Origin of the sequence: Geobacillus lituanicus (assembly GCF_050994965.1) — a bacterium.
GTDB lineage: Bacteria > Bacillota > Bacilli > Bacillales > Anoxybacillaceae > Geobacillus > Geobacillus stearothermophilus.
This window is the reverse complement of sequence record NZ_CP194773.1, coordinates 2566896-2581693: the sequence shown is the minus strand read 5'-3', so window position 1 is coordinate 2581693 and position 14798 is coordinate 2566896. Positions and strand designations below refer to the sequence as shown.

General features: G+C 56.2%; 20 protein-coding genes. 16 read left to right on the top strand and 4 right to left on the bottom strand.

Translation table 11 applies throughout. The features are described 5' to 3' along the window. Nucleotide 1: 1 nt before the first annotated feature. Both yqgO and ACR1UW_RS13200 read left to right on the top strand, forming a co-directional pair. Entirely contained in the window at nucleotides 2–178 is a 177-nt protein-coding gene (gene yqgO / locus ACR1UW_RS13205) for a protein YqgO (RefSeq protein ID WP_167438915.1), read from the top strand. A gap of 204 nt (nucleotides 179–382) precedes the next feature. Then, the gene (locus tag ACR1UW_RS13200; protein ID WP_498933656.1) at nucleotides 383–1555 is read left to right on the top strand and encodes a rhomboid family intramembrane serine protease; all 1173 of its coding nucleotides are present in this window, start codon (nucleotides 383–385) and stop codon (nucleotides 1553–1555) included. Here the strand turns inward: ACR1UW_RS13200 and ACR1UW_RS13195 are convergent. Then, on the bottom strand, nucleotides 1552–2421 hold the full coding sequence (locus ACR1UW_RS13195) for a hypothetical protein (protein ID WP_033010205.1): 870 nt from the start codon (nucleotides 2419–2421) through the stop codon (nucleotides 1552–1554). The genes ACR1UW_RS13200 and ACR1UW_RS13195 overlap by 4 nt on opposite strands. A gap of 125 nt (nucleotides 2422–2546) precedes the next feature. Here ACR1UW_RS13195 and ACR1UW_RS13190 point away from each other — a divergent pair, with 125 nt between their 5' ends. The 4 genes from ACR1UW_RS13190 (at nucleotide 2547) to ACR1UW_RS13175 (ending at nucleotide 6548) form a co-directional block, all read left to right on the top strand. Then, nucleotides 2547–4010, top strand: coding sequence for a spore germination protein (locus ACR1UW_RS13190; RefSeq protein WP_094238971.1), 1464 nt, complete (start codon nucleotides 2547–2549; stop codon nucleotides 4008–4010). A gap of 96 nt (nucleotides 4011–4106) precedes the next feature. Further along, nucleotides 4107–4319, top strand: a complete 213-nt coding sequence (locus tag ACR1UW_RS13185) for a YqgQ family protein (protein ID WP_033010242.1) — start codon at nucleotides 4107–4109, stop codon at nucleotides 4317–4319. 10 nt (nucleotides 4320–4329) lie between these two features. After that, on the top strand, nucleotides 4330–5283 hold the full coding sequence (locus ACR1UW_RS13180) for an ROK family glucokinase (protein WP_498933653.1): 954 nt from the start codon (nucleotides 4330–4332) through the stop codon (nucleotides 5281–5283). A gap of 101 nt (nucleotides 5284–5384) precedes the next feature. Continuing rightward, nucleotides 5385–6548, top strand: coding sequence for a M14 family metallopeptidase (locus ACR1UW_RS13175; RefSeq protein ID WP_094238970.1), 1164 nt, complete (start codon nucleotides 5385–5387; stop codon nucleotides 6546–6548). Nucleotides 6549–6649: 101 nt separating this feature from the next. Here the strand turns inward: ACR1UW_RS13175 and ACR1UW_RS13170 are convergent, their stop codons facing one another. Further along, the gene (locus ACR1UW_RS13170; protein WP_033010201.1) at nucleotides 6650–6826 is read right to left on the bottom strand and encodes a DUF2759 domain-containing protein; all 177 of its coding nucleotides are present in this window, start codon (nucleotides 6824–6826) and stop codon (nucleotides 6650–6652) included. 178 nt (nucleotides 6827–7004) lie between these two features. On the opposite strand from ACR1UW_RS13170, the gene ACR1UW_RS13165 reads away from it, so the two are divergent. Next, entirely contained in the window at nucleotides 7005–7637 is a 633-nt protein-coding gene (locus ACR1UW_RS13165) for an MBL fold metallo-hydrolase (protein ID WP_094238969.1), read from the top strand. A gap of 241 nt (nucleotides 7638–7878) precedes the next feature. Then, complete coding sequence (locus tag ACR1UW_RS13160) at nucleotides 7879–9006, top strand: class I SAM-dependent methyltransferase (RefSeq protein WP_193442496.1); 1128 nt, start codon at nucleotides 7879–7881, stop codon at nucleotides 9004–9006. A 34-nt stretch (nucleotides 9007–9040) separates the two neighbouring features. Here the strand turns inward: ACR1UW_RS13160 and ACR1UW_RS13155 are convergent, their stop codons facing one another. Together ACR1UW_RS13155 and ACR1UW_RS13150 are read right to left on the bottom strand one after the other, a co-directional pair. Beyond that, nucleotides 9041–9283, bottom strand: a complete 243-nt coding sequence (locus ACR1UW_RS13155) for a DUF2626 domain-containing protein (RefSeq protein WP_033010198.1) — start codon at nucleotides 9281–9283, stop codon at nucleotides 9041–9043. Nucleotides 9284–9430: 147 nt separating this feature from the next. Further along, nucleotides 9431–10129, bottom strand: coding sequence for a helix-turn-helix transcriptional regulator (locus tag ACR1UW_RS13150; protein ID WP_498933649.1), 699 nt, complete (start codon nucleotides 10127–10129; stop codon nucleotides 9431–9433). A 200-nt stretch (nucleotides 10130–10329) separates the two neighbouring features. Here ACR1UW_RS13150 and comGA point away from each other — a divergent pair, with 200 nt between their 5' ends. The 8 genes from comGA (at nucleotide 10330) to ACR1UW_RS13110 (ending at nucleotide 14733) form a co-directional block, all read left to right on the top strand. Next, nucleotides 10330–11385, top strand: a complete 1056-nt coding sequence (comGA, locus tag ACR1UW_RS13145; protein WP_498935313.1) for a competence type IV pilus ATPase ComGA — start codon at nucleotides 10330–10332, stop codon at nucleotides 11383–11385. A gap of 2 nt (nucleotides 11386–11387) precedes the next feature. Then, complete coding sequence (gene comGB, locus ACR1UW_RS13140; RefSeq protein ID WP_055357999.1) at nucleotides 11388–12416, top strand: competence type IV pilus assembly protein ComGB; 1029 nt, start codon at nucleotides 11388–11390, stop codon at nucleotides 12414–12416. A gap of 41 nt (nucleotides 12417–12457) precedes the next feature. Further along, the gene (gene comGC, locus ACR1UW_RS13135) at nucleotides 12458–12754 is read left to right on the top strand and encodes a competence type IV pilus major pilin ComGC (RefSeq protein ID WP_094238965.1); all 297 of its coding nucleotides are present in this window, start codon (nucleotides 12458–12460) and stop codon (nucleotides 12752–12754) included. Continuing rightward, on the top strand, nucleotides 12744–13181 hold the full coding sequence (gene comGD, locus ACR1UW_RS13130) for a competence type IV pilus minor pilin ComGD (RefSeq protein ID WP_044743166.1): 438 nt from the start codon (nucleotides 12744–12746) through the stop codon (nucleotides 13179–13181). The genes comGC and comGD overlap by 11 nt, the downstream gene beginning before the upstream one ends. Beyond that, entirely contained in the window at nucleotides 13165–13491 is a 327-nt protein-coding gene (locus tag ACR1UW_RS13125; protein WP_047818694.1) for a hypothetical protein, read from the top strand. The genes comGD and ACR1UW_RS13125 overlap by 17 nt, the downstream gene beginning before the upstream one ends. Nucleotides 13492–13514: 23 nt before the next feature. Continuing rightward, nucleotides 13515–13916: a competence type IV pilus minor pilin ComGF gene (comGF, locus tag ACR1UW_RS13120; protein WP_498933646.1), complete on the top strand. Its 402-nt coding sequence runs from the start codon at nucleotides 13515–13517 to the stop codon at nucleotides 13914–13916. Nucleotides 13917–14024: 108 nt separating this feature from the next. Continuing rightward, complete coding sequence (comGG, locus tag ACR1UW_RS13115; protein ID WP_044743169.1) at nucleotides 14025–14414, top strand: competence type IV pilus minor pilin ComGG; 390 nt, start codon at nucleotides 14025–14027, stop codon at nucleotides 14412–14414. A 139-nt stretch (nucleotides 14415–14553) separates the two neighbouring features. Further along, nucleotides 14554–14733 (top strand): YqzE family protein, encoded by a 180-nt coding sequence (locus tag ACR1UW_RS13110; RefSeq protein ID WP_044743170.1) that lies wholly within the window; start codon nucleotides 14554–14556, stop codon nucleotides 14731–14733. Nucleotides 14734–14798 lie beyond the last annotated feature (65 nt).

Here is a 14798-nt window from a genome sequence, read left to right as displayed (position 1 = left end):
AATGAACAAATGGTCGTACTCGCTGTTGGCGGTCGCAGCCGGATGGCTCGCCTATCGTTATCGTTACCGAATGGCTGACTGGGCGTTGCGCATTCCGCCGCTGCGAAAGCAGCTTGTTCGCTTTGCGCTCAACATTCCGGCGGTGCGCAACGCGGTTGTGTCGCAAATGTTGCGCTAGAGAGGCGGTGGCCGGCTGGCCGTTTTATGATGCCGCGAACGGGAAGCTGGCCACCCTTATCGTCGATTTCAAAGCGGGCGGGTGGAAAAAGCGCGCCTGGGGCGGGAACGGCACAGCCTCCCTCTGGATTGCGCTGGATCATCCAGACAGCCGGAGCTTTGCTGTCCGCCGGGTTCGGCCTGCCGGAGAAAGGGAGAGGAGAACATGGTTGGAACGATGGATGTATTGTTTTGGCAGCTTGTTCATCTTTTGCTTCGCGGCGGTTACCGCATCGCGCGGATGGCCGAACGCGGGGATGAAGTATGGCTCGAATCGGCCCGCTGGCGGCGGCCGACACTCATCCGCCTCGTCCGCGCCGATTTCGACTGGAGTCGGTCGCTGCGTCTTGATATGGAATATACGTGGCAATTCATTCGGCGGATGGACGGACGGGCAACCGGCAGAGGAGGCCAGGTTGTCAACGTATACATCATGGCGTATCCGCCGGTTGATGACTGGGAGTTTCTCATTGACGAACCGCTGCCGCTTTTAGGGACGGGCGATGGCGCGTTTCATACGCTTCTCATTCATAGCGGCAACATCAATGACATGCTGCCGCGGCTCGAGGAGATGACCGGGGCGGCGCTCCGCCCGGCTCCATCTGCGGAAGAGGAAGACCCGTTCGCCGCCGCCGAGCGTTTCAAACATCAAGTGCTGACGGAATGGCGCCGCCAACGGGAGGAAGAGCGGCGCATTTTTGAATACGGCAGGCCGGTGTTCACTCGGCTGCTGATGATCGTGCAAGTCGCTATGTTTTTTGTTCTCGAGTGGAGCGGCGGCAGCACGGACCCCAACGTCTTGATCCGGTATGGCGCCAAATTCAATCCGCTCATTGAGGCGGGGGAATGGTGGCGATTTTTGACGCCGATGTTTTTGCATATCGGGTTTTTGCATTTGTTGACGAACACGTTTGCGCTGTATTATTTAGGGACGACGACAGAGCGGTTGTACGGTTCGCTTCGCTTTTTGATCATTTATGCAACGGCTGGTTTTTTCGGAACGCTGTCGAGCTTTTTGTTCACTCCATCGATTTCGGCCGGGGCGTCCGGCGCCATTTTCGGATTGTTTGGGGCGCTTCTTTATTTTGGGACGGTTTACCGGCATCTATTTTTTCGGACGATGGGCATGAACGTAATCAGCTTAATCGTCGTCAACCTGCTGTTTGGCCTGCTTGTTCCCGGCATTGACAACGCCGGCCATATCGGCGGGCTTGTCGGCGGCTTTCTGGCAGCGGGTGCTGTCCATTTGCCGAAGCAGACCGCTTCGGGGCGGCAGGCCGGCGCATTGGCCGCCGCGTTGTTATTGGCAGTGTCCGGCTTATGGCTTGGTTTCCGCTAAGGAACTTGGATGAGCATGACTTTGTCTCCATTTTTCGCTTCAAGCAAAACAAGGATTTGACCGTAATCTTTCCGGATCAAAATAAGCGGCACCGTGCTGCCGATCGGCGAGAGGATGGAGCCATCCTCTTTTTTTATGCCGAGAACGTACGACTTATAGATCCCCTCCCATAGGCGGCCGATGATCGTCTGTGTTTTTGTCATCGACAAGCCGGGCAGCGGTTGTTCCGTATAAGCGACAAGCTCCGGCAAATAAAGGGCGTAGTAGTCTTCTTTCGATAGCGAAAAATGGGAAAGCAGCTCGTCCGCCTTATGGCGGAGAAATTCGTTCGTTGCCTTGTTCAAGACGCGCTGCCATTCGCGCTCGGCGTCCGTTTTCGGCCGGCGGAATGATGCGAGCGGATGGTATGGCGAGTCGATGACATACAAATACGCGCTTGACATCGTTTGGCTGCTTGTGATCGTTTCGCCCCTGTGCAGTTCACCATGATGGAACGAAATGGCTTGGAAAAAACGGCTGTCATGCATAATTGCTGTTTTTTCCATGGCGATCGTTCCGGTGTTCGTCTCCCATCGGGACAATACATCAACCAATCGGCCGTCAGCAAACAGCAATGAAACGTCTTGCCGCAAATAGGCGCGGCGGTTCAGCGTGGAGACAGTGGACCAACGCAGCGAATAGCGCCCGCGCTCTTTGTTTGTTGCAAGCGCAAGAGTGGTTTTCGCTTCGGTGAACACCGCCTCGCGGTCAAGCGGGAAAAATTTAATCGTTTCCTCGGTGCGCTGACGCTCCCACCACGAAAACAGCGCAGCTATAGCGGCGAGAAAAAACGCTGCTCCTACGGCGGCCAACAACCATCGTCTCATGGCATCCTCCCTGAGCGGACAAGTTTCCACCAATATATGCATAGAAAGGGACATTTATGTATGAATTTCCTGCTGGTTGTCTATGATGGGGAGTATACAGTGACACGAGATGCAGGGGGATGGCGATGGACAAACGTGTGCCGAAACGGCCAGCTTCATGCCGTCTCCAAGACAATGCGGCTTACTTAGCCGAGCGGCTTGGGGTCGGCAAAAGCTTTGATGTCATCCGCCTCGACGTCGAGTATGGCGGCCGGGCGATGGCATTGTTTATGATTGACGGGTTTGTGAAAGACGATATTTTGCATTATTTAATGAGAAATTTGTCCCATCTAGACGAGGGCGAACTGGACGCTGATCCGCTCGAAAAACTGTTAAAAAGGCATCTTCCTTATGTAGAAATCGGGCAAACGAACGATCTCGAGGAGGCGGTCGCCGCCGTGCTTGCCGGACCGACGGCACTCGTCGTTGATGGCGTGGATCGCATCCTTTTAATTGACGCCCGCACCTATCCAGTGCGCGGCCCGCAGGAGCCGGACACTGAGCGGGTAGTGCGCGGGGCGCGCGACGGGTTTGTGGAAACGATCATCTTTAATACGGCTCTCATCCGCCGCCGCGTCCGCGACCCGTCGCTGCGGATGGAATATGTACAGGTGGCGCGCCGCTCGAAAACGGACATTTGCATTTGCTATATTGAAGAAATTGCCGACCCGGAACTTGTCCGCCGCGTCCGGCAGTCGATTTCCGCCATCGATACGGACGGGCTCGTGATGGCGGAAAAGACGGTTGAAGAGTTTATTTCCGGGCGGCATTGGAACCCGTACCCGGTCGTTCGTTATACGGAGCGTCCTGATACGGCGGCCGCCCATTTGTACGAAGGGCATGTGCTCGTCATCGTTGACGGGTCGCCAAGCGTCATTATCACCCCGGCAACGTTTTGGCATCATTTGCAGCATGCCGAAGAATACCGGAACAAGCCGATCGTCGGGGCGTATTTGCGGCTCGTTCGCTTTTTGGCTGTCTGGGCGTCGGTGTTTTTGTTGCCGCTTTGGTATTTATTGATGACGGAGCCGGAACTGCTGCCGGGGCCGCTGCAGTTTTTAGGAAAGGCGAAATTAGGCGATATTCCGCTTTTTGCTCAAATTTTGATGATCGAAATCGGCATGGATATGCTGCGAATGGCCGCCATTCATACGCCGTCCTCGCTGGCGACAGCGCTCGGTTTGGTGGCGGCGCTTATGATCGGCGGCATTGCCGTGGAGGTCGGCCTCTTTTCCAACGAAGTGATTTTATATTTCTCGGTTGCCGCCATCGGCACGTTTGCGACGCCAAGCTATGAGATGAGCTTGGCGAACCGGCTCGTCCGCATTGCTTTGCTGATCTTGTCCGGCCTGTTCGGCCTGTACGGCTATGTGCTCGGCCTTACCGTTTGGATCATCTCCTTGGCCCGGATGTCGTCGTTTGGCATCCCGTATTTATGGCCGTTTATTCCGTTTTCTTATCGGGCGATGCGCGATGTGCTCATCCGCTCGCCGATGCCGCTGAAAAACCGGCGGCCGGCCATTCTTCATCCGCGCGACCCTGACCGTTGATGCAGGCGCTCTATTTCCCGGCGCCTGCTTTTTTGTCTTGACGACTGCGGATATTTGCCGATACATTAAAAAGGGAGAAAAGGAGAATCGATGACGATGAAGACAGTATACGATGTGCAACAGCTGCTCAAACAGTTTGGCACGATCATTTATGTCGGCGACCGGCTCGCCGATTTGGAGCTGATGGAGGAGGAAGTGAAAGAGCTGTACGAGTCTCAGCTCATCGATGTCAAACAATTGCAGGCTGCGTTATTTGTTTTGCGGCAGGAAGCGCAAATCGAGCGGGAAAAACGAATGAGAAAAGGATGAGGGAATGGCGATGGAACAATGGTTGGCAGGCATCGATCTTGGCGGCACGACGACGAAGATGGCGTTTATTACAGAAGACGGAATCATTGTACACAAATGGGAAATCCCAACAGACACGTCCAACCGCGGCGAACGGATCGTCGCCCATATCGCCCGGTCGTTGGATGAAACGCTCGCCCGGCTTGGCGGAACGAAAGAACAGCTGCTCGCCATCGGAATCGGCGCCCCCGGGCCGGTTCAGGAAGAAACAGGAATGCTGTATGAAGCGGTCAATCTAGGATGGAAACACTACCCCTTAAAACGAAAGCTCGAAGAAGAGACAGGGCTGCCGGTGGCCGTCGACAATGACGCGAATATCGCCGCCCTCGGCGAAATGTGGAAAGGGGCCGGGGGAGGGGCGCGCCATTTGCTGTTTGTGACGCTCGGCACCGGCGTTGGCGGCGGCGTAATCGCCAACGGGGCCATCGTGCGCGGGACGAACGGCGCCGGTGGAGAAATCGGCCATATGACGATGGTTGCAGACGGCGGCGCGCCGTGCAACTGCGGCAAAACGGGCTGTTTGGAAACGATTGCGTCGGCGACCGGCATTGTGCGGATTGCCGGCGAAAAGCTGGCTGCCAGCGAGCGTCCGAGCGCGCTCCGCGGCGGCGATGTCACCGCCAAAGCTGTGTTTGACGCCGCCAAAACGGGGGATGCGCTCGCGCTTGAGGTTGTTGAGGAGGTGACGCGCTATCTCGGTTTGGCGTTGGCGAATGCGGCTAATGTGACCAATCCGGAGAAAATTGTGATCGGCGGCGGTGTCTCGAAGGCGGGGGCACTGCTCGTTGAGCATGTCGCCGCCCATTTCCGCCGCTATGCTTTTCCGCGTGTCGCCGCCGGAGCGGAGATCGTGCTGGCAACGCTCGGCAATGACGCCGGAGTCATCGGCGGCGCCTGGTTGGCGAAATCGCTCATCGGCGCCTAAACCGCAACGGCTTGCTCCAGCAAGGGAGCAAGCCGTTGTTTTCATTTTTTGGCGCCTGCCGCATATGTTGAAGGTAGAAGAAAGGGAAGGGGAGACGGCGCATGCGCGTCCAAGCATGGCCTGGCGATACGCTTGAAAAATACGGGCAATGGTTTTCAGTGCCGACGGAGTTGATTGTAGACGCCAATCCACATGTCGACAAAGGAAGGCTGCGTCCCGGACAGACAGTCGCTATTCCGGGATATGGCGTCATCGAGTCATGGGAAACACTCTCCCGCAGTCTATCGCTGCCGATCGAGGCGCTGCGGCGGATGCCGGGGGCGATGGCGGTCATTGACGGAACAGCGCCGCTGCCTATGCGGATCGCCGCTCCTGTCGTTCGCAGCGTCCGGCCGTACGATTTTGCCGCTTTGACGGAGGATATTGATGCGATCGTCCGCCATTACCCGTTTGTGCGCCAGCGGACGATCGGATACAGCGTGCTCGGTTTGCCGCTTGTTGAGCTGCAAATCGGCCGCGGCCCGGTGCGCGTCCATATGAACGGATCGTTCCATGCCAACGAATGGATTACAACGGCAGTATTAATGGCGCTCATCGACGACTATGTGCGGGCGCTTGTCAATGACGACATGTTGGCCGGCCGCCGGGTTCTCGAGTATTACCATAAAACGACTCTTTCCGTCGTGCCGATGGTCAATCCCGATGGCGTCAATCTTGTGTTGAACGGTCCTCCCGAGAAGGAGCCGCACCGGAGTGAAGCCATCCGCATTAACGGTGGGTCCGCTGATTTTTCCCAGTGGAAAGCGAACATTCGTGGCATCGACTTAAACAACCAGTTTCCGGCCCGCTGGGAAATTGAACAGGCGCGCAAACCGCCAAAGGGACCGGCGCCGCGTGATTTTCCCGGCTTCGCCCCGCTCACCGAGCCGGAGGCGAAAGCGATGGCAGCGCTGGCTGAAGAAGGGGATTTTGCAATGGTTGTTGCGTTTCATACACAAGGAAAGGAGATTTATTGGGGGTACGAAGGATTGGAGCCGCCAGAAGCGGAGGCGGCCGTCAAGGCGATGGCCGAAGCGAGCGGATACCAAGCGATTCGCTATATTGACAGCCACGCCGGCTACCGCGACTGGTTCATTCAGACATGGCGGCGCAGAGGCTATACGGTCGAACTCGGAGAAGGGGTCAACCCGCTGCCGCTCTCGCAATTTGCGCAAATATACCGCGACAGCCTCGGTTTGTTTTTGGCTGCGCTCGAAATGGCTTGAAGGCGGCGTTTGCGGAGAAATGCCGCATGGGCTGCCAATTGCATCGCAATGCTCTGAAAGGCGTGAAAAAACGCAAGAGGCTCCGTCCGCCTCTTGCGTTTTCAGTGTGTGCCTGTCGGAATGCCGTGGTGCAAAATCGTCATCACTGTAAACCAGCCGAAAACCGCCGCTGTGCCAAGCCCAAATAAAAATCCGAGCACATTTTTCTCGCGCAGCGTGCGGAGCATGCCGTAAAGGGCGAGCAACGTCACGAGCGCAAAAATAATGACTGTACCCATCCGTTTTACCCCCTTGTGAAACAGTATGTACAAGCGAGCTCATTCTTTTTCATTGTAATCTTTTTTTTTTCTTTTGTCGAGGTCTGTTCCGCATTTGCATGTTTCTCTTTCATCGGCGGGAGAAAAACGGTAAAATAAGGATAACGCTGACCATGCCAACGATAAGGAGGAGACGGTGATGGAATGGACGCGCATTCCTGTCGGCCCGATTCAGGCGAACGCCTACTTGTTGTCGGCCGCGGACGGTGCATGTGTCATCATTGACCCTGGAGCGGAAGGAGCAACGATCGTGCGCCGAATTGAAGAAAAGAAATTGACCCCGCTGGCGATTTTGCTGACGCATGCCCATTTTGACCATATCGGCGGCATTTCTGATGTGCTCGCCCGCTGGGATATTCCCGTGTATGTGCATGAAAACGAAAAATCATGGCTGCAAGATCCGGCGCTCAACGGTTCGCTTTATTTCGGCGGTCCGGTCGTTGTCCGTTGCGAGCCGACATGCCTTACAGGGCGGACGACGTTGACGATCGGTCCGTTTGTGTTTGACGTGCGGGAAACGCCTGGCCATTCGCCGGGCAGCGTCTCGTATTACTGTGAAGCCGCGCAGCTCGTATTTTCAGGCGATGCGCTGTTTGCCGGCAGCATCGGGCGCACCGATTTGCCGGGCGGCAACCACCAGCAGCTGTTGGCAAGCATTCACCGCGAGCTGTTGACGCTGCCTGAAGAGACGTTGGTTTTGTCCGGGCATGGACCGGAGACGACGATCGGCATGGAAATGGACACCAATCCATTTTTGCACGGGTTTTCTTGATTTCCCGGCAGCCGCCGCACGGCAGGGCTTCCGGAGAGGACATGGAAACAGGCAGACAGGCGTCTGCCTGTGAAGCCTGCAAAATAGAAAAAACCCCTCTCAGCCGCGCCAAGAAGGGTTTTTGGGGGATGTTCTATCCATAATAATGGGAGGGGATATAGTTAAGCTACTACTATAACCATATACCATTGTTTTCACTATGTCAATAGTAAAAATAAAAAATTTAAGGAAGGAAACCATCATGGGACAACTGTACGAACAAATTGCCGCGGCGCCGGGAGGGCGGGTGTCATACGCCGATTATATGAACATGGCGCTTTATGACGCACAGGCGGGCTATTATATGCGCGAGCGGACGAAAATCGGCAGGAAGGGAGATTTCATTACGAACAGCTCGTTCGCTGCCGTATTCGGAAAAGCGCTTGCTTCGTTTTTCATTCGGATTGTCGAGCGGGGCGGCCTGCCGCCGGCGATTTGCGAGTGGGGGGGCGGGGATGGACGTTTGGCGCTGGCGATATTGGAAGAATGGGAGAAAAAAAGCCCTGATACATACCGTGAGTTGTCGTATACGATCATCGATCAAAGCCTGTTCCACCGTCAAAGGCAGCGGGAAACGCTTCGCGCGGCTGCCGATAAAGTGGAGCAATATGACAACGTCTCCCGCTGGCTCGCCGAGCGTGGGCCGTTTTCTGGGATCGTATTCAGCAATGAATTTTTTGACGCACTCCCGGTTCATGTGATTGCAAAGGAACAAGGGATTCTTTATGAATGTTTCGTCGCCGCCCGTGACGGTCGGCTCGTCGAGGAAAAGGAGCCGCTTTGCAACTTGGATATTGCCCGCTACTTGGCTGAGCGCGGCCTCTCGCTTGCCGAAGGGCAGCGCTTGGAAGTGCCGCTCGCGGCAAGATCATTTTGGCTTGACATCGGGCCGCAGTTTCGCCAGGCGGTGATGGTGACGATTGATTATGGTTATACGGACGAACAGCTGCGGGCGCCGGCGCGGCGGCACGGCAGCTTGCGGGGTTATTTCCGCCATCGGCTCGTCCCCGACCCGCTTCACCGTCCTGGGGAGATGGATTTGACGGCCCATGTACAATGGGATGCCATCCGCTTGTACGCCCGGCAGACCGGGTGGGAGGAGGTGGCGTTTCTCCGCCAAGATCGGTTTTTGCTTGCTGCCGGTCTCTTGGACGAATGGGCAGTTTCCAAAAGCGCGGAGTTGTTTGCCCCGCCGAGCCGGGAAGACCGGATGCTTCGCGCGTTGGTCGCCGATGACGGCATCAGCCGTTTTTTCGATGTGCTCATCGGACAAAAAGGCGTGAAGCTTCCCATCCCGGACATTTGGGCGGCGCCGGAATTTTTGCCATAAAGACAAACAGGCAGAGAACGGGCTCTGCCTGTTTTCATTCGCCCATGCCGGGCACCATCATGAACGTCGTCCAGTATGTAAAAGCGGCAAAGAAAATCGTCAAATACGCCCCGAAAATGTAAATGTACATTCGCTCGGTCAGTTTCAAAAAGCCGACGAAAAGGAAAAACACGGTTTGGCCAAAGAAGATGAGCGATGTTGTATGCATATGGCCAAGATAAAACATGACGGCAAAAATGCCAGTCCAAAAAGCCAAGACGCGGAACATGCGATCCATTATGTATCCCTCCTTTTTGAGCAATCCATTGGTCTTTACTTATTATAATGTACAATGATTGTGAATGTAAATAACGCTTTCGGACAAGGTGAAAGAAAAAAAGCGGGCGGATCGCACCGCCCGTGTAAAACGAAAAGGGGGCCGCCGTCACGGGCGAATGGCGATGCGGTAAGCGCAGCGGCGGCTGCCGTTCATCATATTTTCTGTTTCCGCTACTTTCGCATCGGCAAACAACGCTTCCACCATTCCTTCTAAAAAGGCATGATGCAGGCTGCAAACGACATCAGGCTGCTGTGCGGCGATTTCTTTGAACGGACAGTTGAAAATGTCGAGGCAAAGCACGCCTTTGTCTTCCTCATAGCGAAATTGCGGCAGAAATCCGGCCGCTTCCGCTGCTTCTTCCATAATGCGGATCTTTTCCTCGAGGGCAAGCGCGCCCGTTGAACCGTTATGCGGCAGGCGGTTGGCGACGAGTTCATAGCCAAACTGTTTTCCTGTTTCGCGAAGCGCTTCCTGCCCGACCGCGCCGAGTTGAGCCATCGTCTGAATGGCGATGCGGGCGAGAAGCTGGTAGTCACGGAACGGAAAATACAAACCGACGACTTCGTCAGACAGCCGGTACAGCCGGCTCGGCCGTCCGCCTTTTCCTGTCTTTTGTGTATCCGATACGACCATGCGGATATCTTCGAGCTTCGTTAAATGGAGGCGGGCGACGTTCGGATGAATATGAAACTTTTCCGCGATCTCCTGCACCGAAACTTTGCGATGAACTTTGGCCATGTATTCGTAAATATGGAATCTTGTCCGGTCGGATAGCACATTTGTAATTTTTAACGTTTGTTCCATGACGGTTCCCTCCTAAATCAATCATTGATACGGTCATTATAAGGAAATTGGCCAAGGCAAGGAATGATTTTTGTCACTATTGGCAGCGGCTGAAGGAAAATTCAAAAAATGTTCACGGAACATTTTTTTTCGACAGCAGCAGGAAAACGCTCCATACCTGTCGAAATAAAAAGCAGCTTGTCGAAAGGAGGGAATGTGCGCTGAATGGGATTGAACAAGTAGCGGACCGTCTCCTCGCCGAAGCGGTGCAACGCCGCGCTTCCGACCTTCACCTCATCCCGCGCCGCCATGATGCGGTTGTCCGCCTCCGCCTTGACGGCATGCTCGTCGATGCCGGCACGCTCCCAAAAGAAACCGCTGAACGCGTCATTGTCCACTTCAAGTTTTTGGCGGGAATGGATATCGGAGAACGCCGCCGTCCGCAAAGCGGCGCGATGGAAGTGAATGAGTCCGGCGAGACGGTGCATTTGCGCTTGTCAACATTGCCGACGCTGTATGATGAAAGCCTCGTCATCCGCCTCTTGCCACAGTCTTTTTCGCTGCCGCTTCGTAAATTATCCTTATTTTCCCGCTCCACCGCGCTTCTGTTTTCCTTTATGCAACAGCCGCAAGGACTCGTCCTGCTGACCGGTCCAACCGGATCGGGAAAGACGACGACGTTGTACACGCTTCTTGACGTATGCCAAGCGGAAAGGCAGCGCAACATCATTACGCTCGAAGACCCGATTGAAAAACGGAACGATCGGTTTTTGCAAGTGCAAATCAATGAAAAAGCGGGCGTTACTTATGCCGCCAGCTTAAAAGCCGCGCTCCGTCATGATCCGGATGTCTTGATGGTCGGCGAGATCCGCGACCATGATACGGCGGCGATTGCGGTCCAATCGTCGTTGACGGGGCATTTGGTCGTCTCAACGATGCATGCCGCTGACGCCGTCGGCGCGGTGCACCGGCTCCGTGAATTCGGCATACCGCCAGGCGACCTGGCTGAAACGCTGCTAGCCGTTTCGGCCCAGCGGCTCGTCGAGCTGTGCTGCCCGCTGTGCGGCGACGACTGCCATCCGTCATGCCGCCGCCTTGGGCGCAGCCGACGCGCCGCCGTTCACGAACTGTTGTATGGGCCGGCGCTTCTTGACACCATCCATTCGCCGGCGGGCGGACAGCGGCGGCGCCACGTAACATTGGCGCGCTTAATCCGCAAAGGAATCGCCCTCGGCTATTTGCCGGCACGGGCGCTTGAGCTGGCCGGAGGGGGATGAGGATGAAGAGGAAACGATGGCCGCTCGCTGAACAGTCGTTGTTTTTTGTCCGGCTCGGCCGGCTGCTCGAGCGCGGCTACCCGCTCGGGCAAGCGCTTGAATTTTTGGCCATTCAGGCGCCGGCAAAGCGCCGTCCGGAGTTTGAGCGCTGCTTGCAGCAGCTGCGGGCCGGCCTGCCGGTGTCTGCGGCGGTCGAAGCGCTGTCTGTTGACCGTTCGGCTGTCAGTTTGCTCTTTTTTGCCGAACGGCATGGCGACTTGCCGCGCGGCATGGCGGAAGCCGGCGCGGCGCTTGCACAAAAAGCGCGTTTTGGCGAACAGCTGCGCCGGTTGGGCCGCTACCCGCTTTTTCTCCTCATTTTGCTCGCCGTTATGCTTGTTGGCATGGAGCGGTGGCTGCTTCCGCAATTCGAGCGGGCGGCGGCAACGTTATCTTCTGGAAATCAGTCCGTCTCTTTGCTTATGTCTCTCATTGCCCATGTCCCCATGGCGTTGGGCGTGATCGCTCTTCTCGCCGCCTTCTCCGCCTTGTTTTACTTCGGTTGTTTCCGCCGCTGGCCGGTCGCCCGCCAGCTTCACTTCGCCTTGTACATCCCGTGGTGCGCTTCATTTGTAAGGATGTTTGCCACATGTGTCATGGCTCGCCAACTCGGTTGCCTGCTGCAAGCGGGTTTGTCGGTTTATGAGGCGCTCGAAGTGTTTAGCGAGCCTGCCTCTGGGCCGTTTCTGCAAGTGGAAGGCCGGCGTATCCGCGATGGGCTCGTAGGCGGCATGGCGCTCGATGTCCTTGTCGGCGCCGCCCGCTATTATGAGCCGGAGCTGGCGCTTGTCATCCGCCACGGCCAGTCGAACGGCGAACTTGGCAAGGAGCTTGAACATTACGGCGAGTTTTTGCTGCAGATGATCGAAAAACGGGCCGAGGCTGCGCTGAAGCTCGTGCAGCCGCTTTTGCTGTCGGTTGTCGGGGCGCTGATTGTCGGCATGTATTTGGCCATTTTGCTGCCAATGTTTTCGATGTTGAACAGCTTGTAAAACAAGCGATAACTACATTTATCGAGCGAGGAGGAATAGTTGTGAACCAAAAAGGGTTTACGCTCATTGAAATGTTGATCGTCCTGATGGTCATTTCCGTGCTGCTGCTCATTGCGATTCCGAACATTGCGAAACATAACAGCATGATTAACGAAAAAGGGTGCGAAGCGTTTCTGAACACCGTGCGGGCGCAAGTGAAGGCATACGAGATGGAACATAACAAAATTCCGACCGTTCAGGAGCTGCTTGATGGCCGCTACATTAAATCGGGCAAGTGCCCGAACGGCCACGCGATTCAAATTAGCGAGAGCGGCGATGTGAGCGAAAGTGGCTCGTAACGGCGGATTTACGCTGCTTGAAATGCTGGTCGTTTTATCGGTCGTCCTTTTGCTGTCGGTGTTGGCTGTTCCGGCGTTCGGCGGGGCGGTGCGCCAGCAGGAGGAAGCGCATATGCTGGCCGTGCTGCGCGCCGACTTGTACAGCGCGCAGCAGCACGCCATCGCCCATCGGAGGAAGGTGTCCGTCTTTTTCAGCAATGGACGCGGTGAGTATAGGGCGGTCGAAGGAGGAAGCGGCCGGACGGTCGTCGTCCGCTCGCTTCCTGCGCCTTGGCGGTTTCAGCTCAGCACGCTCCGTAATCCGCTCATCTTTACCGATAATGGCAATATCGAGCAAGCGGGAACTGTTTGGGTGAAAAGCGGCCGGGGCAGCTACAAGGTGACGTTTTTGCTCGGGAAGGGGCGGTTTTATGTGCAAAAAATGTAGCCGCGGATTTTTGCTCATGGAAGCGTTGTTCGCGTTGGCGCTGTTATGGACGGCGGCCGCCGTTTTTCTGCCTATGTTGATGCAAATGGAGCTTGAACGGAACAACCTCGCTCTTGAAGAACAAGCGCAGCGGCTGCTGGCCATTGCGCTGTATGAGGAGCCGCTTGTCGGTGAAACGAAGGCATCGATTGGGCGGACGGTGTTTCGGCTTCGGGCGTATGAGGAAGGAGGGCGGATGTGGAAAGTCTGTGTGCGTTGGAACGATTATGCCGGCCGCGAAAAGGAGCAGTGCGGGTACAGCAAGCGATAGGAAGTAAGGAAGGCGGGTTTGCATTGCTTGAGGCATTGATGGCCTTGGCTGTTGCTTTAGCGGTGGCCGCGGTCATCCCGGCGCTGCTTGCTGTCCGCCCGCTCGCCGCAGAGCCGAGCGACGGGTTTGCGCGCTTGGAATGGAGGCTGTTTTTGCAGCAGCTGCAAATCGAGTTGAATGAAGCGAAAAAATGGTCGACGGATGGCCATGTGCTGTACTTACACAAATGGAATGGCGAGACGGTCAGTTTCTCGTTGGTTGCACCAAAAGCGGAACTGATTCGTCAAGTGAACGGAGCAGGCTACGAGACGGCGCTCCGCCATGTGCGGGCGGTGTCCTATCGCATCGGCGCCCATGGCTTGTTTTTGCAAGTGACAGCCGATGACGGCAAGGTGTGCGACGCGTTTGTGGCGCGGATGTTTTAGGCAAGGCGGCGCTAAGCCTGGAACGAGGCGAGCGCATCATTGAGGCTTTATGGCCTCATGCTTTGCGCGGTGTCGGCAAGGAGGAAAAGACGCAAGGGGGGAGGACAAATGGGCCGCCAAGATGGGGTGATTTTCCCGCTTGTCGCGGTCGTCGCGTTGCTGCTAGCGTTTTTTATGACGAATGCCGCACTTTTATACGAGGCGGAGCAGCAGGCGGCGCACGCCGTCCGGCAGGCGGCTGAGGCGGATGAGCTCGTGCAAATGGCGGTGTTTGATGTAAAGGAACAAATTGCAGCAACGGCTGCTGTGACAACGAAACAGGAAGGAAAGTGGACGTATCCGCGCGGGGAGGCGGTCTGCCGGTGGCAAAAGGAAACGGAGGCGAGCGTCCGGGTTTTCTTGACGGTTCGCTCGGCGGCCGGACTGCAGCGGACGGTCGCCTTCACCGTTGCCCTTCCATCGCTCGATATTACGGAATGGACGGAGCAAAACGGGTGAACTGCTCCGCCGGCCGAAATTCATCTCCCGCCTACTCATCGGGCTGTGCCATTTACGTTTCTTGAGGAGGGGACTTCTTTCGGAAAACGGTTAAAAAAGGAAAGATGAGGAAAAACTAAAAGAAAAAAGGGGGGCTTCGATGGCAGTCAACGACTATGTCAAATTTGTCACCCAGCGGTTCGTCACGTATATGGATATGCCAAAAGAGGAGCGGGCGCGGCGGCGGAGCGCGCGCAAACAAGAGCGGCCGCCGCTCTCTTACCGCTTGTTCGGCATCGTGCCGCTTTCACTCCGTTTGTTGTTTCGGCGCCGCCCGTAATGGGCGCCCGCTGGCTTGCAGCCGGCGGGCGTTTTTGATGGAGAGGGATGGCGGAATCCGCGCCG

Coding starts and splice junctions, on each gene's coding strand:
- ACR1UW_RS13190 (WP_094238971.1), top strand. CDS start 2,547: ATGGACAAACGTGTGCCGAAACGGCCAGCTTCATGCCGTCTCCAAGAC.
- ACR1UW_RS13110 (WP_044743170.1), top strand. CDS start 14,554: ATGGCAGTCAACGACTATGTCAAATTTGTCACCCAGCGGTTCGTCACG.
- ACR1UW_RS13160 (WP_193442496.1), top strand. CDS start 7,879: ATGGGACAACTGTACGAACAAATTGCCGCGGCGCCGGGAGGGCGGGTG.
- ACR1UW_RS13165 (WP_094238969.1), top strand. CDS start 7,005: ATGGAATGGACGCGCATTCCTGTCGGCCCGATTCAGGCGAACGCCTAC.
- ACR1UW_RS13170 (WP_033010201.1), bottom strand. CDS start 6,826: ATGGGTACAGTCATTATTTTTGCGCTCGTGACGTTGCTCGCCCTTTAC.
- ACR1UW_RS13185 (WP_033010242.1), top strand. CDS start 4,107: ATGAAGACAGTATACGATGTGCAACAGCTGCTCAAACAGTTTGGCACG.
- ACR1UW_RS13180 (WP_498933653.1), top strand. CDS start 4,330: ATGGAACAATGGTTGGCAGGCATCGATCTTGGCGGCACGACGACGAAG.
- yqgO (WP_167438915.1), top strand. CDS start 2: ATGAACAAATGGTCGTACTCGCTGTTGGCGGTCGCAGCCGGATGGCTC.
- ACR1UW_RS13195 (WP_033010205.1), bottom strand. CDS start 2,421: ATGAGACGATGGTTGTTGGCCGCCGTAGGAGCAGCGTTTTTTCTCGCC.
- ACR1UW_RS13155 (WP_033010198.1), bottom strand. CDS start 9,283: ATGGATCGCATGTTCCGCGTCTTGGCTTTTTGGACTGGCATTTTTGCC.
- ACR1UW_RS13125 (WP_047818694.1), top strand. CDS start 13,165: ATGTGCAAAAAATGTAGCCGCGGATTTTTGCTCATGGAAGCGTTGTTC.
- ACR1UW_RS13175 (WP_094238970.1), top strand. CDS start 5,385: ATGCGCGTCCAAGCATGGCCTGGCGATACGCTTGAAAAATACGGGCAA.
- ACR1UW_RS13200 (WP_498933656.1), top strand. CDS start 383: ATGGTTGGAACGATGGATGTATTGTTTTGGCAGCTTGTTCATCTTTTG.
- comGG (WP_044743169.1), top strand. CDS start 14,025: ATGGGCCGCCAAGATGGGGTGATTTTCCCGCTTGTCGCGGTCGTCGCG.
- ACR1UW_RS13150 (WP_498933649.1), bottom strand. CDS start 10,129: ATGGAACAAACGTTAAAAATTACAAATGTGCTATCCGACCGGACAAGA.
- comGB (WP_055357999.1), top strand. CDS start 11,388: ATGAAGAGGAAACGATGGCCGCTCGCTGAACAGTCGTTGTTTTTTGTC.